General features: G+C 64.9%; 29 protein-coding genes. 28 read left to right on the top strand and 1 reads right to left on the bottom strand.

Annotation, left to right across the window (positions count from 1 at the left end):
* Positions 1-13 precede the first annotated feature (13 nt).
* The 22 genes from flgF (at position 14) to fliM (ending at position 22,472) form a co-directional block, all read left to right on the top strand.
* On the top strand, positions 14-754 hold the full coding sequence (gene flgF, locus AC1DYM_RS01375; protein WP_477335209.1) for a flagellar basal-body rod protein FlgF: 741 nt from the start codon (positions 14-16) through the stop codon (positions 752-754).
* A gap of 62 nt (positions 755-816) precedes the next feature.
* A complete protein-coding gene (flgG, locus tag AC1DYM_RS01370) occupies positions 817-1,602 on the top strand; it encodes a flagellar basal-body rod protein FlgG (protein ID WP_046966172.1) in 786 nt (261 codons plus the stop codon).
* A gap of 8 nt (positions 1,603-1,610) precedes the next feature.
* The gene (flgH, locus tag AC1DYM_RS01365) at positions 1,611-2,291 is read left to right on the top strand and encodes a flagellar basal body L-ring protein FlgH (protein ID WP_477335206.1); all 681 of its coding nucleotides are present in this window, start codon (positions 1,611-1,613) and stop codon (positions 2,289-2,291) included.
* Positions 2,291-3,418, top strand: a complete 1,128-nt coding sequence (locus AC1DYM_RS01360; RefSeq protein WP_477335470.1) for a flagellar basal body P-ring protein FlgI — start codon at positions 2,291-2,293, stop codon at positions 3,416-3,418. The genes flgH and AC1DYM_RS01360 overlap by 1 nt, the downstream gene beginning before the upstream one ends.
* Position 3,419: 1 nt before the next feature.
* Positions 3,420-4,427 (top strand): flagellar assembly peptidoglycan hydrolase FlgJ, encoded by a 1,008-nt coding sequence (gene flgJ, locus AC1DYM_RS01355; protein WP_477335204.1) that lies wholly within the window; start codon positions 3,420-3,422, stop codon positions 4,425-4,427.
* 37 nt (positions 4,428-4,464) lie between these two features.
* Positions 4,465-6,336 (top strand): flagellar hook-associated protein FlgK, encoded by a 1,872-nt coding sequence (gene flgK, locus AC1DYM_RS01350; protein WP_477335202.1) that lies wholly within the window; start codon positions 4,465-4,467, stop codon positions 6,334-6,336.
* Positions 6,337-6,338: 2 nt separating this feature from the next.
* Entirely contained in the window at positions 6,339-7,535 is a 1,197-nt protein-coding gene (flgL, locus tag AC1DYM_RS01345; RefSeq protein WP_477335200.1) for a flagellar hook-associated protein FlgL, read from the top strand.
* Positions 7,536-8,003: 468 nt separating this feature from the next.
* Positions 8,004-9,437: a flagellin N-terminal helical domain-containing protein gene (locus tag AC1DYM_RS01340; RefSeq protein WP_477335198.1), complete on the top strand. Its 1,434-nt coding sequence runs from the start codon at positions 8,004-8,006 to the stop codon at positions 9,435-9,437.
* A 108-nt stretch (positions 9,438-9,545) separates the two neighbouring features.
* Positions 9,546-10,904: a flagellar filament capping protein FliD gene (gene fliD / locus AC1DYM_RS01335; protein WP_477335196.1), complete on the top strand. Its 1,359-nt coding sequence runs from the start codon at positions 9,546-9,548 to the stop codon at positions 10,902-10,904.
* Between the two features lie 22 nt (positions 10,905-10,926).
* Entirely contained in the window at positions 10,927-11,343 is a 417-nt protein-coding gene (fliS, locus tag AC1DYM_RS01330) for a flagellar export chaperone FliS (protein WP_477335194.1), read from the top strand.
* Positions 11,340-11,636 carry a flagellar protein FliT gene (locus tag AC1DYM_RS01325; protein WP_053057348.1) on the top strand — a complete coding sequence of 99 codons (297 nt, stop codon included), beginning with the start codon at positions 11,340-11,342 and terminating at the stop codon, positions 11,634-11,636. The genes fliS and AC1DYM_RS01325 overlap by 4 nt, the downstream gene beginning before the upstream one ends.
* Positions 11,637-11,664: 28 nt before the next feature.
* Positions 11,665-12,240 carry a PilZ domain-containing protein gene (locus AC1DYM_RS01320; RefSeq protein ID WP_477335192.1) on the top strand — a complete coding sequence of 192 codons (576 nt, stop codon included), beginning with the start codon at positions 11,665-11,667 and terminating at the stop codon, positions 12,238-12,240.
* Between the two features lie 290 nt (positions 12,241-12,530).
* Entirely contained in the window at positions 12,531-13,952 is a 1,422-nt protein-coding gene (locus AC1DYM_RS01315) for a sigma-54 dependent transcriptional regulator (protein ID WP_477335190.1), read from the top strand.
* Positions 13,953-14,034: 82 nt separating this feature from the next.
* Positions 14,035-14,364, top strand: a complete 330-nt coding sequence (fliE, locus tag AC1DYM_RS01310) for a flagellar hook-basal body complex protein FliE (protein ID WP_477335188.1) — start codon at positions 14,035-14,037, stop codon at positions 14,362-14,364.
* A gap of 36 nt (positions 14,365-14,400) precedes the next feature.
* Positions 14,401-16,113 carry a flagellar basal-body MS-ring/collar protein FliF gene (fliF, locus tag AC1DYM_RS01305; protein ID WP_477335186.1) on the top strand — a complete coding sequence of 571 codons (1,713 nt, stop codon included), beginning with the start codon at positions 14,401-14,403 and terminating at the stop codon, positions 16,111-16,113.
* Complete coding sequence (gene fliG, locus AC1DYM_RS01300) at positions 16,103-17,116, top strand: flagellar motor switch protein FliG (protein ID WP_477335184.1); 1,014 nt, start codon at positions 16,103-16,105, stop codon at positions 17,114-17,116. Before fliF ends, fliG begins: the two co-directional genes overlap by 11 nt.
* Entirely contained in the window at positions 17,116-17,757 is a 642-nt protein-coding gene (locus AC1DYM_RS01295) for a FliH/SctL family protein (protein WP_477335182.1), read from the top strand. Before fliG ends, AC1DYM_RS01295 begins: the two co-directional genes overlap by 1 nt.
* The gene (gene fliI / locus AC1DYM_RS01290) at positions 17,754-19,115 is read left to right on the top strand and encodes a flagellar protein export ATPase FliI (protein ID WP_477335180.1); all 1,362 of its coding nucleotides are present in this window, start codon (positions 17,754-17,756) and stop codon (positions 19,113-19,115) included. Before AC1DYM_RS01295 ends, fliI begins: the two co-directional genes overlap by 4 nt.
* A complete protein-coding gene (fliJ, locus tag AC1DYM_RS01285) occupies positions 19,115-19,549 on the top strand; it encodes a flagellar export protein FliJ (protein WP_046966187.1) in 435 nt (144 codons plus the stop codon). The genes fliI and fliJ overlap by 1 nt, the downstream gene beginning before the upstream one ends.
* A gap of 49 nt (positions 19,550-19,598) precedes the next feature.
* Positions 19,599-20,741 carry a flagellar hook-length control protein FliK gene (locus AC1DYM_RS01280; protein WP_477335178.1) on the top strand — a complete coding sequence of 381 codons (1,143 nt, stop codon included), beginning with the start codon at positions 19,599-19,601 and terminating at the stop codon, positions 20,739-20,741.
* A gap of 198 nt (positions 20,742-20,939) precedes the next feature.
* Complete coding sequence (locus AC1DYM_RS01275; RefSeq protein ID WP_477335176.1) at positions 20,940-21,434, top strand: flagellar basal body-associated FliL family protein; 495 nt, start codon at positions 20,940-20,942, stop codon at positions 21,432-21,434.
* 15 nt (positions 21,435-21,449) lie between these two features.
* Positions 21,450-22,472, top strand: a complete 1,023-nt coding sequence (gene fliM / locus AC1DYM_RS01270) for a flagellar motor switch protein FliM (protein ID WP_477335174.1) — start codon at positions 21,450-21,452, stop codon at positions 22,470-22,472.
* Positions 22,473-22,485: 13 nt separating this feature from the next.
* Here fliM and AC1DYM_RS01265 read toward each other — a convergent pair whose 3' ends face one another.
* Complete coding sequence (locus tag AC1DYM_RS01265; RefSeq protein ID WP_477335172.1) at positions 22,486-22,680, bottom strand: hypothetical protein; 195 nt, start codon at positions 22,678-22,680, stop codon at positions 22,486-22,488.
* 61 nt (positions 22,681-22,741) lie between these two features.
* Here AC1DYM_RS01265 and fliN point away from each other — a divergent pair, with 61 nt between their 5' ends.
* The 6 genes from fliN to flhB are packed head-to-tail and all read left to right on the top strand — an operon-like array spanning position 22,742 to position 26,456.
* Entirely contained in the window at positions 22,742-23,017 is a 276-nt protein-coding gene (fliN, locus tag AC1DYM_RS01260; protein WP_197478325.1) for a flagellar motor switch protein FliN, read from the top strand.
* 5 nt (positions 23,018-23,022) lie between these two features.
* On the top strand, positions 23,023-23,463 hold the full coding sequence (gene fliO, locus AC1DYM_RS01255) for a flagellar biosynthetic protein FliO (protein WP_477335170.1): 441 nt from the start codon (positions 23,023-23,025) through the stop codon (positions 23,461-23,463).
* 50 nt (positions 23,464-23,513) lie between these two features.
* Positions 23,514-24,275: a flagellar type III secretion system pore protein FliP gene (fliP, locus tag AC1DYM_RS01250; protein ID WP_477335168.1), complete on the top strand. Its 762-nt coding sequence runs from the start codon at positions 23,514-23,516 to the stop codon at positions 24,273-24,275.
* Complete coding sequence (fliQ, locus tag AC1DYM_RS01245) at positions 24,272-24,541, top strand: flagellar biosynthesis protein FliQ (protein WP_046966192.1); 270 nt, start codon at positions 24,272-24,274, stop codon at positions 24,539-24,541. The genes fliP and fliQ overlap by 4 nt, the downstream gene beginning before the upstream one ends.
* Complete coding sequence (gene fliR, locus AC1DYM_RS01240; RefSeq protein ID WP_477335165.1) at positions 24,541-25,317, top strand: flagellar biosynthetic protein FliR; 777 nt, start codon at positions 24,541-24,543, stop codon at positions 25,315-25,317. The genes fliQ and fliR overlap by 1 nt, the downstream gene beginning before the upstream one ends.
* Positions 25,314-26,456, top strand: a complete 1,143-nt coding sequence (flhB, locus tag AC1DYM_RS01235) for a flagellar biosynthesis protein FlhB (RefSeq protein ID WP_477335163.1) — start codon at positions 25,314-25,316, stop codon at positions 26,454-26,456. Before fliR ends, flhB begins: the two co-directional genes overlap by 4 nt.
* Position 26,457 lies beyond the last annotated feature (1 nt).

Genomic DNA, 26,457 nt, shown 5'->3' with positions numbered 1-26,457 from the left:
CAGGGGTTCCGTCATGGATCGTTCCGTATATGTCGCGATGACCGGCGCCACGCAGATCATGCGCGCGCAGGACGAAGTGGCACACAACCTCGCCAACGCCAATACCACCGGCTTCAAGGCGGAGTTGTCGGCGTTCCAGAGCCTGCCCGTGCAGGGCGACGGCATGCAGACGCGCATCAACGGCGTGGCCCAGGGCACCGGCTGGGACACGACCGCCGGCGCGCAGATGCAGACCGGCAACGATCTGGATGTCTCGGTGCAGGGCGACGGCTGGATCGCGGTCCAGGGTGCGGACGGCAACGAGGGCTATACCCGCGCGGGCAACCTGCGGATCAACGCCGACGGTTTGTTGACGGACGCGCGTGGTAATGCCGTCGTGGGCGGCGGCGGTCCGATCACCATCCCGCAGGCTTCCAGCGTGAAGATCGGTTCGGACGGCACGATTTCCGTCGTTCCGCTCGGCGAGTCCCCGTCCACCATCGCCACGACCGACCGGATCAAGCTCATCAACCCGGGCAACGACCAGCTGACCTACGGCAGCGACAGCCTCATGCACATGAAAGACGGTAGTACGCCCCAGGCGGATGCCGATGTCCGGGTCGTCTCCGGCACGATCGAATCGAGCAACGTCAACCCGTCCGACGTGCTCGTAAAGATGATTTCGCTGTCCCGCGAGTTCGAGATGCAGGTGCGTTCGATCAAGACCGCCGACGAAAACGCCCAGTCGGCATCGAAATTGCTACAGGTGGGTTAACCACCGCCACGCGACGCAATTCCGTCGCCGGCATGTAAAGCGCCCAAGCGCAGGAGTCAACGATGTTCTCGTCCCTCTGGATCGCCAAGACCGGCCTCGATGCGCAGCAGACGCGCATGGACGTCGTCTCGAACAACCTGGCCAATACGAACACCACGGGCTTCAAGCGGGCCCGCGCCGAGTTCGAGGATCTGACCTACCAGAACCGCGGCCAGGCCGGTGCACAGACGACCGAGCAGACCCAGTCGCCCACCGGCTTCATGATGGGTACCGGTGTCCGTGTGGTCGGCACGCAGAAGATGTTCGACCAGGGCGGTTCGCAGCAGACCGACAACCCGCTCGACGTACGCATCGACGGTCGTGGCTTCCTTCAGGTGACCCTGCCGGACGGCACCGTGGGCTATACGCGTGACGGCTCGCTCAAGCGTGACCAGGACGGCCAGATCACCACCAACGACGGCTATCCGCTCGAGCCTTCCATCACGATCCCGGCGAACGCCAGCACGGTGACCATCGGCAAGGATGGCACGGTGAGCGTCACTACCGCCGCCAACGCCGCGTCGCAGCAGGTCGGAACGATCCAGCTCGCCGACTTCGTCAACCCCGCCGGCCTGCAGCCGCGTGGTGACAACCTTTACCTGGAGACCGCGTCCAGCGGCGCTCCACAGACGGGCACCGCCGGCCTCAACGGCCTCGGCACCCTCGACCAGAACGCCCTCGAAGCGTCGAACGTGAACGTCGTCGAGGAAATGGTGAACATGATCGAGACCCAGCGCGCCTACGAGATGAACTCGAAGGCGATCTCGACGGCCGATCAGATGCTTCAGTTCATCTCCAACAAGACCTGAGACACGTCATGAATCGTTCCTTCGCCCGCATCCTGCTCGCCGCGCTGCCGCTCGCCGCCCTCACGGGTTGCGCGATCGTGCCGCCGACACCGAAGCCGATGTACGCCGCCACGCTGCCGCCCGAACAGACGACCGCACCGCAGGCGACCGGCTCGATCTATGCCGACCAGACCTCGCTGGAGTTGTTCTCCGATCCGCGGGCGCACCGCGTCGGCGACATCCTCACCATCTCGCTGGTGGAAAGCACGCAGGCCAGCAAGAAGGCGACGACGGCGACCAGCAAGAAGAATGGCAACAACATCGCTGCACCGACCTTGCTCGGTCATGGCCTGAAGGTCGGTGGCAAGACCGCCGACAGCTCGCTGTCGAGCGACAACGAATTCGCCGGCGACGGTTCCTCGAGTCAGAGCAATGCGCTCACCGGCCAGATCACCGTGACGGTGGCGCAGCGCCTGTCCAACGGCGCGCTGATCGTGCGCGGCGAGAAGTGGCTCACGATCAACCAGGGCGAAGAGCTCGTGCGGATCTCGGGCATCGTTCGCGCGCAGGACATCGGCAACGACAACGTCGTGCCCTCGAGCCGCGTCGCCGATGCGCGCATCGAATACGTGGGCAAGGGCACGCTGGCCGATTCGAATACGCGCGGCTGGCTGTCGCGCTTCTTCGATTCGAAGTGGATGCCGTTCTGATGGAGACCTTCGCGCTTCACCTTCGCGGCATCGTTCGCACGGCTGCCGTCGTCCTCGCTCTCGGCGCCGCTGTTCCGGCGCACGCCGATCGCATCCGCGACCTGGTCCAGGTCGGTGGCGTGCGCAGCAACCAGCTGATCGGCTACGGCCTGGTCGTCGGCCTCGACGGCAGCGGCGACCAGACCAGCCAGGCCCCTTTCACCACGCAGAGCCTGGAGAACATGCTCCAGCAGTTCGGCGTCACTGTGCCCGCCAATGTGCGCCCGCAGCTGAAGAACGCCGCCGCGGTGACGATCACCGCCGAGCTGCCGCCGTTCGCCAAGCCCGGGCAGCGCATCGATGTGACGGTCGCTTCGATCGGCAACGCGAAGAGCATCCGTGGTGGCGAACTCCTCATGTCGCCTCTGAAGGGCGCCGACGGCAACGTCTACGCCATCGCCCAGGGCAGTGTCATCGTCGGTGGCGTCAGCGCCCAAGGCAAGAGCGGCTCGAGCGTGCAGGTGAACATCTCCGCCAGCGGTCGCATTCCCGGTGGCGCTAGCATCGAGCGCAGCGTGGCGTCGTCCTTCGACAAGGGCGGCGACCTCATGCTCAATCTCAATACGGCCGACTTCACCACGGCCGCACGCATCGCCGAGGCGGTGAACCACAACTTTGGCTCGGGCACGGCCAATGCGATGGATTCCGGCTCGGTCGCCGTCCGCGCGCCGATGGATCCTTCCCAGCGCGTGGCCTGGCTGTCGACGATCCAGGCCCTGGAAGTCACGCCGGGCGACGCGCCGGCACGCATCATCGTCAACTCGCGCACCGGCACGGTCGTGATCGGTTCCGACGTCAAGGTCGGTGCCGCTGCCGTGGCCCACGGGTCGATCCAGGTCACCATTAGCGAGCAACCGCAGGTCAGCCAGCCGAATGCCTTCTCGCGTGGCCAGACGGCCGTTGTACCGAGCAGCCAGGTGGCGGTGAGCGAAGACGGCGGCCACATGTTCAAGTTCGGCCCGGGCACCAGCCTCGACGCCATCGTGCGCGCGGTGAACCAGGTCGGCGCCTCGCCGAGCGATCTCATCTCGATCCTGCAGGCGCTGAAGGAATCCGGCGCCCTGCACGCCGAGCTGGTGGTGATCTGACATGGCCAACACGGTCGACGCGCAGCGGCTTGGCACTTACTCGGACATGTCCGGGTTTGCCGGCCTGCGCTCGGCCGCCAAGCAGGATTCCAAGGCGGCACTGCCGACTGTCGCCAAACAGTTCGAATCCATCTTTACCCAGATGATGCTGAAGTCCATGCGTGACGCCAGCGCTGCGATGGGTGACGACATGATGGGCTCGCAGGCGGCCAACTCATACCGTGACATGTTCGATCACCAGTTGTCGGTGACGCTGTCGCAGGGCAAGGGTATCGGTATCGCCGACATGCTGATGCGCCAGCTCGGTGGGGCGCAGCCGACCCAGAGCACGTCAGCGGACAACGGACTCTTCGCCGGTGTCACCGGCGGCGCCAGCACGGCGGATGCCGTGTCGTCGAAGTCGGATCAGGACAGCGGTCTCATGGATTCGCTCGAGCGCATGCTCGGCAAGGCGGGGCAGGCGGTCGGCGACGGCGCGAATGCCGTGGTCAGCGCAGTAGGCAAGATGTCCATCTCCAGCCCCGAGGACTTTGTGCAGAAGCTCGCACCGCATGCGATCGAGGCAGCGAAGAAGCTCGGCGTTTCCGTGCGGGCACTGCTGGCGCAGGCCGCGCTCGAAACCGGCTGGGGCAAGCACATGCCGGCGCAGGGCACGACGGCGAGCAACAACATGTTTGGCATCAAGGCCGGCAGCAGCTGGGACGGCAAGCGCGTCAACGTTCCCACGCTCGAGTACGAAAACGGCGTCGCCGTGCGCAAGAAGGATAGCTTCCGCGCCTACGACTCGCCGTCGGACTCCTTCAAGGATTACGCAAACATGGTCGCCAGCAGCCCGCGCTTCGCGAACGCTGTCGGCCGTGGCGACGATATCGCCGGCTTCGCGCACGCGCTGACTAACGGCGGCTATGCCACCGATCCCAGCTACGCGCAGAAGCTCACCGATATCGCCAACGGGCCAGTGATGAAGCAGGCGCTCGCAGCGCTCAAGCAAGTCGCCGGCGAACTGTAAGCACGGGCCCACGAATAGTTAAGCGAAGGAAAAGACGATGGCCGATCTGCTCTCCACCGGTGTATCAGGACTGCTTGCCTCGCAAGTGGGCCTGTCGACCGTTGGTCACAACATCAGCAACGTCAACACCGCGGGTTACACGCGGCAAACGACGACATTCAACGCGCGCACGCCTCAATACAACGGCGGCTATTACGTCGGCCAGGGCGCCGATGCGATTAGCGTCCAGCGCGCCTACAGCCAGTTCCTGACTCAGTCGGTGTGGTCGGCCAGTTCCGGGCAAAGCCGCGCATCGCAGTACGCCACGCTCACCGCCTCGGTGAATAATGCGGTGAGCGGTTCGGCGAACCTGCAGACCGCACTCGACGGCTTCTTCGGTTCGGTGAGCGACGTGGCCAATGCGCCGATCGACACCGCGAGCCGCCAGGCCATGATCGGCAAGGCGAATACGCTGGTGGCCACGTTCAAGTCGCTGTCCTCGCAGTTCCAACAGCTCGACCAGCAGACCAACCAGCAGATCAGCGCCGCCGTCGACAGCATCAACTCGCTGGCCAAGAGCATCGCGGACCTGAACGGACAGATCCAGAAGGGCTACGCCGGTGGGGCAGTGCCCAACGACCTGCTCGATGCCCGCGATCAGGCGGTGTCACAGCTTTCCCAGATCGTCGGGGTCAACGTCACGCAGACCAGCGATCATATGTATACGGTCTCCGTGGGCAACGGCCAGCCGCTGGTCAACGGGACCAATGCGACCCAGCTGAGCACGGCGAACAACCAGTACGACGCCTCGCGGCTGGAAGTCGTGGGACCCGGCGGCTCGGTGATCAGCAACCAACTGGGCTCCGGTTCGCTGGGTGCCACGTTCGATTTCCGTACCAATGTGCTGGATCCGGCGCGCAACCAGCTCGGTCGCGCCGCCATCGCCATGACGGATGCCTTCAACAAGCAGAGCGCGCAGGGCATCGACCTCAATGGCGCCGCCGGTGGCGACTTCTTCAGCATCTCCGATCCCGCCGTGTTCAACAGCACGACGAACAAGGGTACGGGTTCGGTGGCGGCCACGGTCGCGGATGTCTCGAAGCTCGACGCCTCCGACTACATCATGCGTTACGACGGTACGAACTGGTCCGCGACGACGACGGCGGGTGTGACGGTACCCATGACCGGTACCGGCACGGCGGCGGATCCGTTCGTGGTCGGCGGCCTGAACGTGACGGTCAGCGCCGGCGCCGTGGCGGGTGACAGCTTCCAGATCCAGCCGACGCGCAACGCGGCATCGACGATGGGTGTCGCGGTGTCCGATACCAGCAAGATCGCCGCATCGGGCCCGCTGGCCGCGACGAAGGGCGCGAGCAACACCGGCAAGGGCGTGCTCGGCAACCTCACGGTGACGGACGTGACGAATCCGGCCTTCAATACGCCCGCCACGATCACCTTCACCTCGCCCACCACGTACTCGATCAATGGCGGTGCGCCGCAGACCTACGCCGACGGCGACACGATTACCGGTCCGGGCTGGACGCTAAAGCTGACGGGCTCGCCTGCCGCTAACGACACGTTCTCGGTAAAACCGGCGGGTTCGGCCAGTGGTGACAACGGCAATGCGCTCGCCATGGCAAACGTCGCCACCAAGGGCGTGCTAGACAACGGTGTCACCACGGTGGGCAAGTCGTATAGCCAGCTGATCGCCCAGGTGGGTACGGCCGGTGCCCAGGCGAATACCGCGTTGACCGCGCAGCAGAGCATCCTCGACCAGGCAACGGCGTCACAGCAGAGCCTTTCGGGTGTGAACATGGACGAAGAGGCGGCCAATCTCCTGCGCTTCCAGCAGTCCTATGCGGCCGCGGCGCAGGTGATCAACACCGCCAACACGATCTTCAACTCCCTCCTTACCGCCGTGCAGGGCTGATCATGCGTATTTCAACTTCCTGGGGCGCGCAGCAAGCCGTCAACACGATGCTGGATCGGCAGTACGATCTGTCGCAGACCCAGCTCGCACTCGGCAATGGCAAGGCCATCCAGACGCCCTCGGAYAATCCCGCCGCGGCGGCCCGTGCGGTCGACGTCAGTTCGGCCAGCGCACAGAACGACCAGTACACGCGGAATATCCAGTCGGCCAACACCAAGTTATCGGCCGAAGAGAGCACGGTGGCATCGGCGGGGGATATCCTCGATCGCATCCGTACGCTCACCCTGGAAGGCATGAACGGTACGCAGACCGACCAGTCGCGCCAGTCCATCGCCACCGAGCTGCGACAGACGCTCGGGCAGCTGGTCGCCCTTGGCAATACGAAAGACGGGCAGGGCGAATACCTCTTCGCCGGCAGCCGTACGTCCACGCAGCCCTTCACCCAGTCCGACCTCAGCGTGACCTACGGCGGCGACCAGAACCAGCGCATGGTGGCGGCCGCGGCAGGCCTGCAGGTAGCCACCGGCGACAGCGGTTCCGACGTCTTCATGTCGATCCGCGGAGGCAACGGCACGTTCGTGACAACGGCCGGCGCGACCAACACAGGCACGGGTGTCGTCGGTGCCACCTCGGTCACCGACACGTCGCAGTGGGATGGTGGCAGTTACACGGTCAACTTCACTTCGGCGACGACCTACGAGATACACGACGCGACCAATCCGACCGGTCCGGCCTTGTCCACCGGTACGTACTCCGGCGACAGCGGCACGATCAATTTCAAGGGCGCGCAGCTCAATATCACCGGCACCCCGGCCGCAGGCGATTCGTTCGCCGTGGCCCCGTCGTCGTCGCAGGATGTCTTCTCGACCGTGGCGGGCATCATCACCGCATTCGAAACGCCGGGCGGCGGCGCCGGCATGAACAACCAGCTCAATGCGCAGCTGCAGAACCTCGACCAGGCGCAGACGAGCTTCACCGATACGCGTACCAAAATCGGTGCGCGGATGAACATCCTCGACCAGCAGACCCAGATCAGTGCCGATACGTCGCTTCAGTACGCCGGCACGTTGTCCGATCTGACCGAGCTAGATGTCGCCAGCGCCGCGAGCAAGTTTTCGCAGCAACAGGCGGCACTCGACGCTGCACAGCAGTCCTACGTAAAGATGCAGAACCTCTCGCTGTTCAATTACCTTAAATAACGGCGACACAGCACATGTAGGAGCCGATTCATCGGCGATTCGCTGAAGAAAGAGGCGGCCTTCGGGTCGCCTCTTTCTTTATGTCTGCCGACACCGCTCTTCGTAGGAGCCGATTCATCGGCGAGCTCTTGCTTCGCCCTCCGCTGGAAATCGAGGCAAGCAACCTCAAGGTCGCGGCTGCGCCGCGGGTGTATTCAGCATTCGCCGATGAATCGGCTCCCACATGTCTCTATGAAATTGGGCCTAAACCCGGAGCACATGGTGCCGATAAGGAACCCGACAGAGCCTGGGAACGCAGTTTCTTCCGGACCCTGATCAAGAAAGTTGTTGACAGGCAGAAAAAGTTCTCAAGTTTCTTCCCGGCGTGCCGTAAACCTCTCTGAGGCGGAAGGCTTCCATCACGGAACCCCGCCGGACTACGCCGCACAACCTCCGGCATTTCGGTTCCGCTTACAAAGGATTATTCCCATGGCTCTGACCATCAACACCAACATCATGTCGCTGAACGCTCAGCGTAACCTGGGCACTTCGCAGACGAAGCTGGCCTCGGCTATCGAGCGTCTGTCGTCGGGTAATCGCATCAACAGCGCGAAGGACGACGCCGCCGGCCTCGCCATTTCGACCCGCATGACCACGCAGATCAACGGCCTCAACCGCGCCGTGCAGAACGCCAACGACGGTATCTCGCTGTCGCAGACCACCGAGTCGGCCCTCGACGAAGTCACGAACAACCTTCAGCGCATCCGTGAGCTGGCCGTGCAGTCGACCAACGCGTCCAACTCGGACAGCGACCGCGCCGCTCTCGACGCCGAAGTCCAGCAGCGTCTGTCGGAAGTCACCCGTATCGCCACGCAGACCAACTTCAACGGCATGAAGGTCCTGGACGGCTCCGCCCAGAACCTCAGCTTCCAGGTTGGCGCGAACGTCGGTGAAGTCATCAACGTCGGCCTCAACCAGGGCATGAAGGCCAACCAGGTCGGCCAGCTGGCCACCGGTTCGATCGCCGCCGCCACCTTCCCGACCGGCCTGACCCTGCCCGCTGGCGGCCTGACCGTGAAGGTCGGTACCGGCGCCGCCGTCAACGTTGCCGCTGGCAACTACACGAACACCACCGACCTCGCGGCCGCCATCAACAAGGCCGCGGGCGGTAACGTGGCCGGCGTCGATGCCACGACCGGCGAAATCAAGATCACGGCCACCACGGGTACCGGTGCCGGCCAGGGCGACGTCGTCATCGGCGGCGCATCCAACACGGCCCTCGGTCTGGCCGCGACGACGACGGCGGGTAACACCAGCGCTGTGTCGACCGGCGCCGTCAAGGGCACCGCCACCAGCATCGACCTCGTCGCTGGCGACGCTTCCTTCACCGTCGGCGGCAACTCCTTCGACCTGACCGGCTCGTTCAAGTCCATGCAGGACGTGGCTGACGCGATCAACTCGAAGTCGGGCAAGGGCATCAACGCCTACGTCTCGACGGACGGTTCGCTGAAGTTCTCGTCGGCTTCCGACATCTCCGTGACGGCCAAGACCACGGGTGGCGCGCTGGCCCTGGGTATCACCACCCAGACCGACGCAGTCAGCACCACGCAGACCCTGGCCGATTCCAGCGTCAAGACGGTCGACGGCGCCAACGACACGATCAACCACATCGATGCCGCCCTGCAGTCGGTTTCCAGCCTGCGCTCCACCCTCGGCGCCGTGCAGAACCGCTTCGAGTCGACCATCTCCAACCTGCAGAACATCTCGCAGAATCTGACCTCGTCGAAGTCGGCCATCACCGACGCCGACTTCGCCCAGGAAACGGCGAACATGTCCTCGGCTCAGATCCTGCAGCAGGCCGGCGTCTCGGTCCTCGCCCAGGCCAACCAGAGCCAGCAGATCGTCACCAAGCTGCTCCAGTAACAGGCTTGGCAGGGTAATTGCTTAGTTGTCTGCGGCTGGTCCTCGCAAGGGGGCCAGCCGTCGACAAATTGGCGCCCAGGGCAGTGAGGCGTCCACCAGGAGAGCTTCATGGCCACGACCCCCATCACACTCGGCTCCAGCTCCATCGACGTCGCGTCCATTGTCAGCAACCTGGTTGCCAACAAACGCGCAGCGACGGACAAGGCCCTGGCCACGCAGGCCAGTGACAACACCACCCAGGTTTCCGCGATCGGCAATTTCACGTCCTCGCTGACGAGTTTGCAGACCGCGATCAAGGCGCTCACCGACGGTTCCGCGTTCACCACGCAGAAGACCACGGTCGGCGACTCGACCATCATCGGCGCATCCGCCGATGCGACGGCCCAGCCCAACGTCTACAACATCGTCGTTGGCCAGCTGGCTTCCGTGCAGAAGACCACGTCCGGCGGGTTCACTGACGCGACCTCCGCGGCGGGCACCGGCACGTTGACGATCTCCATCGGCGGCAAGTCGATGAGCCTCAATGTCGCGGCGGGCGCGAACTCGCTGCAGAACATCCGCGATTCGATCAACAAGTCCTCCGACAACCCTGGCGTCACGGCCAGCATCATCACCGGTACGGACGGCGCCCATCTGGTGCTGACGTCCTCGGCGACCGGTGCGGCAAACGCATTCACCGTCACGACCAGTGGCGGCGACGGCAATCTTTCGAAGCTCGACTTCGATCCGGCCACGGACACCCCGACGACCAAGGCGCAGGACGCCACGTTCACGATCGACGGCACGCCCGCCACCAGCACGACCAATTCAGTCACCGGTGCGATCGACGGCGTGACGCTCACCCTGTCGAAGGTCGGTTCCAGTTCGCTCACCATCGCCAACGATCCGTCGGCGGTGACGTCTGCACTGCAGAGCCTGGTGACCTCGTATAACTCGTTTGTTTCGACTTATCAGTCGCTGACGAAGTACGACTCGACCACCAACGAAGTCGGTGCCCTCATCGGCGATGCGACGGTCACGTCGTTGAAAAGCCAGGTGACCAGCCTGATCGGCTCCCAGCTTTCGAGCAACGCGCCAGGTCCGACCTCGCTCAGCAATCTCGGTGTGTCGTTCCAGGTGGACGGTACGCTGGCCTTCGACTCGACCAAACTGACGGCCGCGCTGGCCTCCAATCCCAAGGCGACCCAGGCGCTGCTCAGCGGCACGAACGGTATCGCGCCGAAGCTCGACGCCATGATCACCAGCTGGACCTCGTCCAGCGGCATCCTGACCGAGCGCACGGCCAATCTGAACCAGAAAGCCAAGGACATCGCTCAGCAGCAGAGTGACTACGACGTCACCATGCAGGACTACACCACACGCCTGACGACGCAGTACACCGCGCTCGACACGATGATGAGCAAGCTGAGCAGTACGAGCAGCTTCCTTCAGCAGCAGTTCGATTCGCTGACCGCCTCGAAGAGCTGAGCGGACACCCCAGGACACACACATGGCACTCGGATATTCCCAAGGCGCTGGCGCCTATCAGCAGGTCCGTACCCACGGCGGCGTCGAAACCGCCGACCCGCACGGTCTGGTCACCATGCTCATGGATGGCGCGCTCGAGCGCATCCGCTTCGCACGCGGTTGCACGGTCAATGGCAATATCGCCGGCAAGGGCGAGGCGATCTCCAAGTCGATCGAGATCGTCGGTGCGCTGCAGGCGGGCCTGAACCATAACGTGAAGACGCCGCTGGTCGATCAGCTCGACAGCCTGTACGACTATATGAGCCGCCGGTTGCTCCACGCCAATGTCCATAACGACATCAGCGCCCTGGACGAAGTCAGCAACCTGCTTGGCCAGATTCGCGAAAGCTGGGTGGCCATTCCGGTGGAAGCCCGCCAGGTCGCCGGGACCGGCGCGTGAACGACACGGTCTGGTGCGATCTCGACCGGGTACTCACGCTGACCGAGGCGATGCACGCCGCAGCCAGTGAAAGCGAGTGGGACCAACTGGCCGCCCTGGAGGCCGAGCGCGAGCCGGTGATCCGCAGCGGCAGTATGCGCGACACGCCGGAATCCCTCGAATCGCTCAAGGCGATCATGTTGACCGACGGCCTGATCAAGGATCTGGTATCTGCCGCGCGCGACGAGGCGGCCGCCGCATGGGACGCTTCCCGGCGCGTGCGCCGGGCCGTCGCCGCGTATAGTTCGTTCTGACCGACGTATCTCTGGCAGGGGCGGGCGCATGAGTGACGAAGGCTGGCTGGCATTTTCCGAACGCGTCGCCTGGGACGCTCGCTTCCATGCGACCTGCGAGCCGGGGCCGCGTCCCGATGCCGCCGCCCTGGCCCTGATCAACGACCGCAACGCCAGCGTCCTGGTCGCCGTCTCGGCCCTGATGGACCGCCGCAGCGACATCAGCGAAGACGACAGTCCGCTGACCCAGGAAGTGGCCCGGCTGGATGCCAAGCTCAATGTGCTCATGGAAATCGTCAACCGGCTGCTCCTGCCCCAATCCGGTCTGCCGCCCCGTATCACCTTGCGCTTCAACGCCTCCGGAGCCGTCCTGCCCTGGGATGGCTTGCCGCCTGTGGGGCAGACCGCCTTGCTGAAGATCCACTTCGACGCCTGCCGGGCGCTGCCTTTGGAACTGCCGGCTGTACGCCTCGCCGGGCCGACCGATGGCAAGGGTTTCCTGGGTTTCGAGGGGCTCACCGAGCCGGTTCGCGACGGCATCGAGCGCCTGGTCTTCCGCCAGCACCGGCGCCAGGTGGCCGAGGCCAGGGCGCACGCCCGCCCGCAAGAACCCTCGGAAGGGTGAAGTGACCTTTTACGTCACGTGACGTCTTAACGTCGCGTGGCGCCCTGCGTCACATTCGTGACGCGTGTCGTCAGCCTTGACGTGGCGCCGCCTCTTCACATGCCCTCGACCTGCCGAAAAGGTTTTCTTCACGGCGGGCGACACCGCCATATAGCGTGAGTTCTTGCCGCGAGGCGCCGGAATTCCGACGTTGGCACGCTCCTTGATTGATACCTTGCAACGAAGCCGACGGGATTCCACCGCGAACCCTGCTCCGGCACTTCGATCACACGCAACGTGAGGTATTTCAGGTGAAGTCTTCCAACTTTCTCGTCATCGAATCCGACGCCGCCCGCGCGGACAACGTTGTCTCCGCGCTGGCCTTCCTCGGCTACCGTCCGGTGCTGGCGAATCGCATGTCGACGCTGGACACGAGCGAGAGTTGGCGCGGTGCCTTCGTTGGCACGGTGGAAGATGAAGCCGAGATGGAAGGCTACCTGAGCAGCCTCGGCCGGCATGGTCGCCACCTGCCGCTGCTCGTGGCAGCGGACTCGCCGATGGCCACGCCGCTGATCGCCGGCGACGACGCGCGCAGCCAGAACATCGAGCTGATCGACGTGCCGCTGCGCTACGAGCGCCTTTCCGAAGCCCTGCGTGCCCTCCATTCCCGCATCGAGCCAACCCCGGCCAGCCGTCGCCTGGTCGGTCAGTCCGGCCCGATGCAGCGGGTCAATGCGCTGATCCGCCAGGTCGCGCCGTTCGACTCCAGTGTCCTGGTGCTGGGCGAGTCCGGCAGCGGCAAGGAACTGGTCGCCCGCACCATCCATGACTGCTCGCCGCGTCGCGACAAGCCCTTCGTCGCGATCAACTGCGGCGCCATCCCGGCAGAGTTGCTCGAGAGCGAGCTGTTCGGTCACGAAAAGGGTGCCTTCACCGGTGCGATCAGCACCCGGAAGGGGCGCTTCGAGATGGCCGAGGGCGGCACGCTGTTCCTCGACGAGATCGGTGACATGAGCCTGCCGATGCAGGTGAAGCTGTTGCGCGTGTTGCAGGAGCGCGTGTTCGAGCGCGTCGGTGGCAATCGTGCCCAGCGCTGCGACGTGCGCATCATCGCGGCGACCCACCGCGACCTCGAATCGGCGATCGAGCGCGGCGGCTTCCGTGAGGATCTCTTCTACCGCCTCAGCGTCTTCCCGCTCGAGATGCCGGCACTCGGTCAGCGTCTCGAAGACCTGCCGGCTCTCATTTCCGAGTTCAACCAGCGCCTGGTCCAGCGTGGCCTGTCGTCGGTGCGCTTCTCGCCGAGCGCGATGAACGCCCTGTGCCAGCACCCCTGGCCAGGCAATGTGCGCGAGCTGTCCAACCTGGTCGAGCGCATGGCCATCCTCATGCCGCACGGCGAAGTGCGTGCCGGGGACCTGCCGGAAAAATACCGTGGCGCACTGCCGGTGGAAGAAGTTTCCGGTGCCGCGCTGATCGCCATGATGGAAGCCGAGCCGGAGCCGGTGACCGAAACCTTCGGCTTCGGCGAGGGCGATCCCGCCGTGCTTCCGCTGGGTGGCCTCGACCTCAAGGATCACCTGGCCGGTATCGAGATCGGCCTGATCCGTCAGGCGCTCAATTCGGCCAACGGTGTGGTCGCCCATGCTGCCAAGCTCCTGCGTGTCCAGCGCACGACGCTCGTCGAAAAGCTGCGCAAGTACGGTTTGTCCGAGACGGCGCAAGTGGGCTGATCGCCCACGGCGTGGATCGCGTTCGGTTGGCATAGCTCGTGCATCGAGTGTCAGTAAGCCGATAACGCGTTGGAAAACCGTCATGACCACGATCGATGTCAACAGCCTCCTGCTCCAGATGCGCCGCATCAGCGCGCAGACCGAGATGCCCGCCCTGCGCGGCGTGGGCGAGGCCGCAGGCGCCGAGAAGAGTTCGTTCGGTGACCTGCTCAAGCAGTCCATCGACGGCGTGGCCAAGACTCAGGAGAAGGCCGGCCAGATGGCAGCAGGATTCGAGCGTGGGGATCCCGGCATCGATCTGGCGCAGGTGATGATCCAGGGTCAAAAAGCCGACCTCTCGTTCCGCGCCATGACCGAAGTGCGCAACAAGATGGTCGATGCCTACAAAGAAATCATGAACATGTCGCTCTAAGCGGCATGCGTCTCCCGAAAGGACTGAAGTCGAACCATGGCAGATAACGGCGTAGCCACCACGGACAACAACGACGGCAAGCGCATGGACTCGCTGAAGTCGCTGGCGCAGACGCCGGCGGCGCGACAGCTTTTCATGCTCGCGGGTATCGCCGGCGCGGTCGCGATCGGTATCGCCGCGGTGATGTGGTCGCGCGCGCCGAACTACGGCCTGCTCTATGGCGGCCTGGAACAGAAAGACGCCGCCGCCGTGACCCAGGCGCTGCAGGCGGGCAACACGCCTTACACGCTCAGCAACGACGGCAGCTCTATCTTCGTACCCGCCGCCGACGTGGCTGGCGTCCGTCTCAAGCTCGCCGGCCAGGGCTTGCCGCAGGGCAGCGCCGCGAGCGCCGTACCGCAGACCGACTCGCCGTTCGGTATGAGCGACATGGCCGAGCGGTCGCGCTACCAGTCCATGCTCGAGAACGATCTCTCCAGCACGATCGCCGGCCTCCAGTCGATCCGCGCGGCGCGCGTGCACCTCGCGCTGCCCAAGCCTTCGGCCTTCGTCCGCGACAACAAGCCGGCGAGCGCGTCGGTGGTGGTGTCGCTCTATCCGGGCCGCCAGCTCGACCAGGGTCAGGTCGCCGCCATCGTGCATCTGGTAGCGGCCAGCGTGCCGGATCTCGATACGCGCCAGGTATCGGTGATCGACCAGGGCGGCAACCTGCTGACCGTGAGCGATCCCGATAGCGCGTCCGCCATCGGCGACAGCCGTCTGCGCCTTTCCAACCGTATCGAAGCCACCTATACGCAGCGCGTTGAAGACCTGCTGACCCCGCTCGTCGGCGCCGGCAAGGTCCGCGCCCAGGTCTTCGCCGACCTCGACTTCTCGCAGACCGAGAAGGCCAGCGAAACGTTCAATCACGACAACCCGGCGCTGCGCAGCGAGCAGACCAACAGCGAAACGCGTACGGACGCCGCGAACAACGGTGGCGTGCCGGGTGCGCTGAGCAATCAGCCGCCGAACACCGGCGCGAACGCGACCGCCGCCAATCCTGCCGCTGGCGCCGGTGCCAAGCCGGGTCAGGGCCAGAATGCCGCCACGCAGACGGCACAGACCCCCACGCAGCAGACGCAGAGCGCCACGCGCAACTTCGAACTCGACCGCACGGTCAGCCATGTCACCGATCCCGCCGGCAAGGTTGCGCGCCTGTCCGTCGCCGTGGTCGTCGACAACAAGCAGGTCCCGGACAAGGACGGCAAGAACAAGAGCGTCGCCTTCACGTCCGAAGAACTGTCCCGCCTGACCGAACTCACCAAGAATGCCGTCGGCTTCAGCGCCGCGCGCGGCGATAGCGTCAGCGTGATCAATGAGGCATTCCATGGCGCCATCGCCGACGAGGAGCCGCAGTCGACGCCGTTCTGGGAACGCCCGGGCATGCTCGACCTGATCAAGCAGGGCCTCGGCGTGATGATCGCCCTGATCGTCGGCTTCTTCGTCCTGCGTCCCATCCTCAAGGGCCTGCTCAAGCCGGCGCCGATGATGATGAACAACGTAGCGCTCGCGGGTCCGATGCCGACGGTGTCGGTCATGGTCGACGATGACGACATGACGCCGGATCGCGTGAGCACATCGCCGCAGCTGGGCTCGCCCGCGCTGTTGGCTTACGAACAGAAGGTCGGCCTGGCCAAGCGCATGGCCGCCGAGAATCCCAAACAGGTTGCGCAAGTCGTGAAGAGCTGGGTATCCGACGATGGCGCTTGAACCGAAAGACGCGCTCACGGGCGCGCAGCGGGCAGCGATCCTGCTCCTCACCCTGGGTGAGGAAGACGCTGCCTCGATCCTCAAGCACCTCGGCGCACGCGACGTGCAGGCTGTCGGCACGGCCATGGCCGCGCTGAAGAATGTCTCCAAGGAACAGGTCGAAACCGTCCTGACCAAATTGCAGGAAGACGTCGGTCAGCACACCTCGATCGGCGTCGGCACGGAGGAATACATCCGTCGCATCCTCGTCAACGCGCTGGGCGAGAACAAGGCGGGTGGCCTTATCGACCGCATCCTTCTGGGGCGCAGCAGCAAGGGCCTGGAATCGCTGAAGTGGATGGAAAGCCGCGCCATCGCCGAGATGATCGGCCAGGAGCATCCGCAGATCATCGCGCTGGTCATGGCCCACCTCGAGGCCGATCAGGCTGCCGAAGTGATCGGTTACCTGCCGGCACGGACGCGCAGCGACGTCGTCATGCGCATCGCCACGCTCGATGGCGTGCAGCCGCACGCCCTAAATGAGCTGGACGAAATCATGGAGCGCCAGTTCTCGGGTAACTCCAACAAGCTGAAGTCGGCTAGCGTCGGTGGCCTCAAGGCCGCAGCGGATATCCTCAATGCGATGGAAACCTCGCGCGAAGCCGAGCTGATGGCCTCGATCCGCGGCATCGACACCGGTCTTGGCGAGCGCATCGAAGAGCTGATGTTCGTTTTCGACGATCTTGCCGATCTCGACGACCGCAGCATGCAGACGCTGCTGCGCGAAGTACCTTCGGCGCGTCTCATCACCGCCCTTAAGGGTGCGGAAGCGGCCATCCGCGAGAAGATTTTCGCCAACATGTCCAAGCGCGCCGCCGACATGCTGCGCGACGACCTCGAGGTCAAGGGTCCGGTTCGCCTCTCCGAGGTGGACGCGGCACAGAAGGAAGTCCTGGCCACGGCGCGTCGTCTCGCTGACGCAGGCCAGATCAATCTCGCCGGTGGCGGGGAAGAATTCGTCTGATGAGCCTTACCTCGATCCTCGCACGCGAACGTGTCGACCAGTTCGAGCGCTGGGAGCTGCCGGTCGTCGGCGGCCCGGATCCGCTTGCCGCGCGCGCAGAAGTCGAAGACGACGGTCCGCATCGGCCGACCGTGGCCGAGATCGAGGCGATCGAACGCCAGGCGCGCGAAGAAGGCTTCAATGGTGGGCTTGCCGAAGGTCGTGCCATGGCCCGGCGCGAGCTTGCCGAGCAGGTTGCCCGCCTGGATGCCTTGTTTGCCGCGGTCGAGCGTCCGTTCGCCGAGCTGGATCATGAGGTCGCCGGCGACCTCGCCGTGTTGGCGACGGTCATCGCCGAACGCGTGCTGGGTTACGAAATCGCTACACAGCCGGAAAAAATCCTCGATGTCGTCCGCCAGGCCGTCGATGCGCTGCCTGCCGCCACACGTCATCTCAAGATCCATCTCCATCCCGCCGACGCGGCACTCGTGCGCGAGCATCGCGTCGGCGTCGACCATGAAGGCACGGTGGTCGACGATGCCGCCCTTGAACGCGGCGATGTCCGCCTGGAAAGCGAGCAGTCGCGTCTCGATGCGCGCGTTCGTACGCGCCTGGCTGCCGTGATCGACAGTGTGCTCGAAGGTCAGGTCGACCCCTCGTGAGCGCCGACAGCCACACGGCTACCCGTATCGCGCACTGGCGCGAATCGCTCGCCGCCCAGCGGGCGAATGCGGAGCGCGTGCGTCCGCTGCAGGCGGAGGGCAAGTTGCGCCGGGTGGTCGGACTGACGCTCGAAGCCGTCGGCTGCGAAGCGCCGGTGGGCGCCCGTTGCATGGTCGCCGGTGCCGACGGCCGGCAGCTCGAAACTGAGGTGGTCGGCTTCTCCGATGGCCGTCTGCTACTCATGCCCACGGGTGAAATGCATGGCGTGCTGCCCAATGCGCGCGTGACGCCGGTGGCTGCCGTCTCCGGCGTCCCGGTCGGCGACTCGCTGCTGGGTCGTGTCATCGGTCCCGACGGCGCGCCGCTGGATGGCCTGGGTCCGCTGCTGGCCCGGGAGCGCGCGCCACTGCGTCGCGATCCCATCAATCCCATGATGCGTCGTCCGATCGATACGCCGCTCGATGTCGGCGTCCGGGCGATCAATTCGCTACTCACGGTTGGCCGTGGCCAGCGTATCGGTCTGTTCGCCGGTTCGGGCGTGGGTAAGTCCACGCTGATGGGCATGATGACCCGCTTCACCGATGCCGATGTCGTCGTCGTCGGCCTGATCGGCGAGCGTGGTCGTGAAGTGAAGGAATTCGTCGACCATACTTTGGGTGAGGAGGGCCGCCGCCGTGCCGTGGTCGTCGCCGCGCCCGCGGATGCGCCGCCGCTCAGCCGCCTGCGCGGGGCGCAGGTCGCTACGGCGGTGGCCGAACATTTTCGTGATCAGGGCCTGCGCGTACTTCTGCTGATGGACTCGCTCACCCGTTATGCCCAGGCACAACGCGAGATCGCGCTGGCCATCGGCGAGCCACCGGCCACGAAGGGCTACCCGCCGTCCGTGTTCGCGATGCTGCCCGCGCTCGTCGAGCGCGCCGGCAACGATGCCGAGGGTCGTGGTTCCATTACGGCGTTCTACACCGTGCTGACCGAGGGCGACGATTACCGGCACGATCCGATCGCCGATGCCGCCCGCGCCATTCTCGACGGTCACATCGTGCTGTCGCGCGATCTCGCTGAGGCCGGTCACTATCCGGCCATCGATATCGAGGCCTCGATCAGCCGCGTCATGCCCGCCGTGGTCAGCAAGGACCACATGCGTTCTGCCCAGCGGTTCCGCCAGGTCTATTCGGCGTACCGCCAGCAACGCGATCTCATCGCCGTGGGTGCGTACCAGAAGGGTAGCGACCCGCGCACGGACGAAGCCATCGCGCTCTACCCGCGCCTGTCGGCCTTCCTACAGCAGGAAACCGACGAGCCGGTGAATCTCGCCGACGCCGAATCCGGCCTCGCTGACACGACGAAGGCCGGCTGATGCCCTCTCGCGCCGACCGCCTGCAGCCCGTCGTCGACCTGGCCGAAGAGAAGGCCGAGGACGCGGTGCGTGTGCTCGCCACGCAGCAGCGCGCCCTGGCCGATGCCGAGCATCAGCTCGTTGAGTTGCGCCGATACCGTAACGAATATGCCGAGATGCCCGACGGCATCGGCATCGCCGCCCTGCTCAATCGCCAGCAGTTCCTGCAGAAGATCGACATGGCGATCGTGCAGCAGCTGGGCGAGGTACAGCGTCGTGAGCAGGCGCTGGAGCACGCGCGTGGCTTGTGGACGGACGCACGGGGCCGCGCGAAGGCGCTGGACTCGGTGACTACGAAATATCGCGAGCAGGAGCGTAAGTCGGATGATCGCCGCGAGCAGGCGCAGGCCGACGAACGCTCGCAATACCGCCGAAATCCCCGGAGCGAGGCATGACGCCTGCGTGCGTCGGCCGCCTCCCGAACGACCTCAACGAGTACTCCGCATGAACAACGCCACGCTTGCCCTCAACGTCGCCCGCCCGGCCACCCCTGCCGCATCGCCCGTCGCCGGCGCTGCCGCTTCGTCGGTAGCTGGCAAGTCGACGGACGACACGGCGTCGAACAAGCGCTTCGACGCGGCGATGGACGCGGCGCATGCCGATGCGCGCAAGACCAAGGACGCCTCGTCGGATCAGGGTTCGGCGACGTCCAGCGCTTCGTCCGCGGCGAAGGATACGAGCCCCGACAAGACGACATCGGCGCAGGCGTCCGACACGCATCCCGATGACGATGCGACGAAGAAAGACGATACGGCCGATGGCGACACATCGCTTGCCACCAGCGTCCTCGCCCTGATCGGTGTGCCACCGAAGGTCGGCGAGCTGGCAGCAAAGGCGGTCGCCACCGCGACAACCGCGGCTGGCAAGCTGGGCGATGCCCTGGGTGCGATCACCGGTGCGGCTCCGACGCCCGGTGCCGGCGCCGCAGCGAACGCGATGGCCGCCGCGAAGGACGGCGTTTCCGCGGGCCTGCCTGCCATGGACGCCATGCCGGCAGCGGCACCCGCTGCCGCGGCCGTCGCGTCGCCTTTCGCCAGCCTGCTTGCCGCCCAGGGTGGCGACCTGCCGGTGAGCAAGGACGATGCACCGGCGATCGATCTGGCAAAGGCCAGCCCCATGCCCCTGATGCACGCGCCGGCCATGAACGGCGTGGCCGCTCCCGCCGTGCAGGTGCAGGCGACGCAGGCGGCCACATCGCCGCAGTTCAGTCAGGAGCTGGGTGAGCAGATCGCGTGGATGGGTTCGGGCGACGTCAAGTCGGCACGCATCAAGCTGCACCCGGAAGAGCTCGGCAGCATGGATGTGCATGTGAGCATGGACGGCGGCAAGGTCAACGTGGCCATCCTCGCCCAGCACCCCGCGGCCGTGCATGCCGTGCAGCAGACCTTGTCGCAGCTCGACACCATGCTTGCGCACCATGGCCTGTCCCTGGGCGAGACCAACGTCGGCCAGCGCGACCCGGGCCAGAACACGGGCCAGGGCAATGGAGCGGGCGGGCAGGGCACGGCCGTGGCCGACGATAAGGCCGCGACCGACGTGGTGGCGACGTCGCGTGTTTCCCGAAGCCTGGTCGACGAGGTGGCGTGACGCCGTCCGGTGACGGGATATCGGCGAGCGTCAAATTATCGCCTCATTCGCCGGTATCACGATCGCGCCGAGAACCGCGTCACAGCGCCATCCTTCCATCCGAGGCACGGGTGACGCAGATGGCACGTCGCTTGCAACAATACCCGTAAGCCCCACGGGCAAGACCATCGACGTATTCGCATTCCAGAGGTTCCACGCATGGCTGCAGCACCCAAAGATCCCGCCGAAGGCGCTCCCAAGAAAAAGGGCAAGGGCGGACTCGTGCTCATCGCCGCGCTGGTCGTGCTCGTTGCCGGCGGCGCGGGCGGCTACGTCTTGATGAAGGGCGGCCACGGCAAGGCGGGGGCCGACGCGGCGGAAGTCGCCAAGTCCAAGCCGGCCGTTTATCTGCAGCTGGATCCCGCTTTCGTCGTTAACTTCCAGGACGACACCGCCCTGCGTTTTCTGCAGGTCGGCGTCAACGTGATGTCCCACGATCCCGAAGCCATCGCTGCCGCCAAGGAAGCCGATCCCGAGATCCGCAACGCGCTGCTGATGCTGTTCTCCGCGCAGGACATCAAGTCGCTGTCCGACGTGAAGGGCAAACAGAAGCTGCAGGCCGCCGCGCTGGGCGAGATCCAGCGCGTGCTCAAGGAGAAGATCGGCCGTCCCGGTGTGGACGCGGTCTACTTCACCAGCTTCATCATGCAGTGACGGGACGCTTCGGCCATGAGTGACATCCTTACCCAGGAAGAAATCGACGCCCTCCTGGCCGGCGTGGAAGGCGGTTCGGTCGAAACCGAGATCGAGCTTCCGCCGCCCGGCGGCATCCTGGATTACGACTTCACCCAGCAGGATCGCATCGTCCGTGGTCGCCTGCCGACCCTGGAAATGGTCAACGACCGTTTCGCCCGCTACTTCCGCGCCAACCTGTTCAATGTGCTGCGCAAGTCCTGCGAAGTCTCGGTGCTCGGCGTGAAGATGACCAAGTTCAACGAGTACGTGCACTCGCTGGCCGTGCCGAGCAACCTCAACCTGATTCGCATCAAACCGCTTCGCGGGACCGCGCTGATGGTGTTCGAGCCGCGCCTGGTGTTCACCGTCATCGACAATTTCTTCGGTGGCGATGGCCGCTATCACGCGCGTATCGAGGGCCGGGATTTCACGCCGACCGAGAACCGCGTGATCCAGATCGTGCTGCAGGAGGCCTTCACGGCCATGGCCGAAGCCTGGGCGCCGGTCCTGAAGATGCAGTTCGAATTTCTGAACTCGGAGATCAATCCGCAGTTCGCGAACATCGTCAGCCCCACGGAAACCGTGGTGGTCTCGCGCTTCCATATCGAGCTCGACGGCGGTGGCGGCGAAGTGCACCTGACCCTGCCGTATTCGATGGTCGAGCCGATCCGCGAGTTGCTCGATGCCGGCGTGCAGAGCGATCGTGCCGAGCGCGACGAGCGTTGGATCCAGAACCTGCACGAGGAAATCCTCGATGCGGAAGTGGAGGTCACCTCCATGCTGGCCGAGGCGCGCCTGACCATTGGCGACTTCCTGCACCTGCGCAAGGGCGATGTCATTCCGATCAGCCTGCCGGAGTTCGCCACGATCTTCGCCGAGGACGTGCCGATTTTTCGCGGCCGCATGGCCAATTCCAACGGCAACAAGGCCATCCAGTTCGATTCGTTGATGCGCAAGCGCGGCGAGACCAAGGCCATGCCGATCACCACGACCGAGCCGATGCCCGAGCTGGTGTGACGTCAATTGACCGTCACTGCACGCAACTGCCGTCACGCGTCAGCTTTCCGACAAGTGACGGTTTCCGGTCAGCAAAGGTGAACGGCGGCACCCCGCCAACCACCTGAAAAAACACAAAAAATTCACCGTCACCCGGTCGTCGAATCCATGGCACGCCGTTTGCTTCAAGGGGTATATACCCCAGCAACGCGATCACCGGAACCGACATGAACGAACCGACCACGCTCGAAGAGATCGAAGGCGCCAACGAGGCCAGCCTGCACAAGTCGATGGGTCTGGGCGCCGAGGTCAACCTCGACGTCATCCTGGACGTACCGGTCACGATGGCGATGGAGGTCGGTCGCACCAAGATCAGCATTCGCAACCTGCTCCAGCTGAACCAGGGCTCGGTGGTCGAGCTCGATCGCGCCGCTGGTGAACCGCTCGACGTCTTCGTCAACGGCACCCTGGTCGCCCACGGCGAAGTCGTCGTGATCAACGAAAAGTTCGGTATCCGGCTGACCGACGTGATCAGTCCGGCCGAGCGCGTCCGCAAACTGCGGTGATCGACATGCGCCGTACCGTCGCCGCCCTCGCCGGTGGCTTCCTTTCCTGCGCCCTGATGGCGGCCCCGGTGGTCGCTCCGGTGGCCCCGTCGGTCGCCGCCCCGGCAGTGGACTCGGGCGCTGAACTGGTTCGCGTGCTGATCAGCCTGCTCGGCGTGGTCGCACTCATCTTCTTCGTCGGTTGGCTGAGCCGTCGCGCGCAGGGGCGCGTGCGTCCCGGCGGCCGGAAGATCCGTGTCATCGAAACGATGCCGGTCGGCATCAAGGAAAAGATCATGCTGCTCGAAGTCGGTGGCACGCAGCTGCTGGTCGGTGCTTCGCCTACGGGTGGCCTGCGTACGCTGCATGTCCTGGCGACGCCGGTCCAGGATGACGCCGCCCCGGCGGCCACGGCGCCAGCGATTCGTGGGTTCCGTGACGTGCTGAATCAGTGGAAGCGGCCGTGATCGGGGGGGCTATCGCGGGCGAAGCCCGCTCCCACAAAGTGCGTGCCCGAATGCTGCGTTACGGGTCGTTGCTGGCGCTTCTCGTGCTGCTTTTCGCGCCGATGATGGCGTTCGCCGCCGATCCGCTGCCGCCGCCGGGCATCCAGCTGCTGAACGTGCAGCCGGGCGCCAATGGTAGCCAGAACTGGTCGCTGTCGATCCAGATGCTGGCGCTGATGACGGCGCTGACGGTCCTTCCGGCGATCCTGCTGATGATGACCTCGTTCACACGCATCGTCATCGTGCTTGGTTTCCTACGCCAGGCGCTCGGTACCAACAGCACGCCGCCGAACCAGGTGATCATCGGCCTGTCGCTGTTCCTCACCCTGTTCGTGATGTCGCCGGTGATCAACAAGGCCTACGACACGGGCATCAAGCCGTACATGGATGGCCAGATGACCGTGCAGGATGCCGTGCCGCTGGCTGCAGCGCCGTTCCGTCACTTCATGCTCGACCAGACACGCGAGCCGGATCTGCAGCTGTTCACCAAGCTCGCCGGCGAGCAGCCGTATGCCGACAAGGACTCGGTGCCTTACCGCGTGGCCTTGCCTGCCTTCGTGACCAGCGAGCTGAAGACCGCGTTCCAGATGGGCTTCCTGCTGTTCATTCCGTTCCTGATCATCGACCTGGTCGTGGCCAGCGTGTTGATGTCGATGGGCATGATGATGGTCTCGCCGATGATCATCTCGCTGCCGTTCAAGATCATGCTGTTCGTCCTGGTCGATGGCTGGACACTGCTGCTGGGCACGCTGGCGGGAAGCTTCTACCAATGACGCCCGAGTCGGTCATCGCCTTCGGGCAGCAGGCCCTGCATATCGCCATGCTGGTCGGTGCGCCGCTGCTGCTCACCGCACTGGCGGTCGGCTTGATCGTCGGCATGATTCAGGCGGCCACGCAGATCAACGAACAGACCCTCAGCTTCATTCCGAAGCTGATTTCCATGGCGCTGGTGATGATCATCACCGGCCCCTGGATGCTGCGCACGCTCGTGACCTTCACCCGCACCCTGATCGAAAGCCTGCCCCAGGCGGTGCGTTGATGCCGATCGACCTGAACCAGCTCGAGGGGTGGGTAGGCGGGGCGTGCTGGGCATTGGCCCGCATTTCCGGCCTGTTGCTCGTCGCGCCGGTGCTGAGCGCGAACACGGTCCCGCCGCGCATCAAAATGGGCCTGGCCGTCATGCTCACGGTCTTGCTTGCGCCGCTGGCGCCGATGGAGCTGCGGCCGCTGTCGGCACAGGGAGTGGCGACGTTGGCCCAGCAGATCCTGATTGGTGCGGCGCTCGGCTTCCTGCTCAAGCTCGTGTTCGAAGCCGTGGCCTTCGGTGGTCAGTTCGTTTCGCAGGCCATGAGCCTGGGCTTCGCCGAGGTGCTGAACCCCGGCCTTGGCGGCACCACGCCGGTGCTCAGCCAGTTCTACACGATGATCGTGACCCTGCTGTTCCTGGTGATGAACGGTCACCTGCAACTGATCGGCCTGCTCGCCGACAGCTTCCGCAGCATGCCGGTGAGCGATCACGGCATCGGTGCGGACGGTATCTGGGGCGTGCTTCAGTTTGCCAGCCACCTGTTCGCGGGTGCCGTTCGCGTCGCCTTGCCCGCGCTCACCGCGGTGCTCGTCGTCAACCTGGGCTTCGGCGCGATCAGCCGTTCGGCGCCGTCGATGAACCTGTTCGCAGTCGGTTTCCCGATCACCATCTGCCTGGGCATCATCGCCGTGTGGCTGGCCTTGCGCGGCCTGCCCAGCGCCTGGGATTCGCTGCAGACCGACGCCTGGGAAGCCATGCGCCAGCTGGTCGGGAGGTCGTCGCCATGAGCGAGTCCGACCAGGAAGACAAAACCGAATCACCCAGTGACAAACGACTTCGCGAGGCGCGCGAGAAGGGTGACCTGCCGCGTTCGCGCGATCTGTCCACCGCCGTGGTCGTGCTCGCCGGCGTAACCACGATGATCGCCTCGCGCGACCAGATGGCCGTGCACGCATCGAACATCATGCATGTGGGCCTGCGTTACGGTCGCGACGACCTGTTTGCCGCCAATGGCATCAGTCATGCGCTGATGACCGCCGCGGGCGAGGGCCTGAAACTGCTCGGCCCGGTATTCACCGTAACTGCCGTGGCCGCGGTCGCCGCGCCCGCGCTTATGGGTGGCCTGAATTTCTCGCTGGAAGCGTTGGTGCCGAAATTCGATCGTCTCGATCCGATCAAGGGCTTCGGTCGCCTGGTATCCATGAACGGGCTGGTCGAGCTGGGCAAGTCGCTGCTCAAGCTGCTCCTGATCGGCGGCGCACTGGTCTGGTACCTCAACCGCACCACGCAGGATATGTACGCGGTGGGCAGCGGGCCGGTCAAGGATGGCATCGCCCACACCTTTAGCGTGCTGGGTCAGGCGTCGTTGATCTTCGCCTGCGCCCTGGGTCTGATCGCCCTGGTGGATGCGCCCTGGCAGGCCTTCAGCTTCACCAAGAAGATGCGCATGACCAAGCAGGAAGTGAAGGACGAGCACAAGGAAAGCGAGGGTAGTCCGGAACTGAAGTCGAAAATCCGTCAGATGCAGCACCAGATGGCCCGTCGCCGGATGATGGAAGACGTTCCTACGGCGGACGTGATCGTGGTCAACCCGACCCACTTCGCCGTCGCCCTCAAGTATGACGACGTGAAAATGGGCGCGCCGCGAGTCGTGGCAAAGGGTGTGGACGTTCTTGCCCAGCAAATCCGCGATGTGGCCGGTGCCGCGAAAGTTCCTGTGGTGGAAGCGGCGCCGTTGGCACGCGCCTTGTATGCAACAACGGAAGTCGGTCGCGAGATCCCTTCGGCGCTGTATGTCGCCGTCGCCCAGATCCTGGCCTATGTGTTCCGCCTGAAGCAGGCGATCGCCGTTGGCGATCTCCCGCCCGATCTACCCGTGCAGGACATCGATCCTGAACTGCTCGGCCCCTACCGTATGGATAAGTGAC

This window comes from Luteibacter sp. P1_D3 (assembly GCF_056406135.1).
The sequence above is the reverse complement of the archived record's forward strand: the minus strand, read 5'-3'. Positions and strand labels throughout refer to the sequence as shown.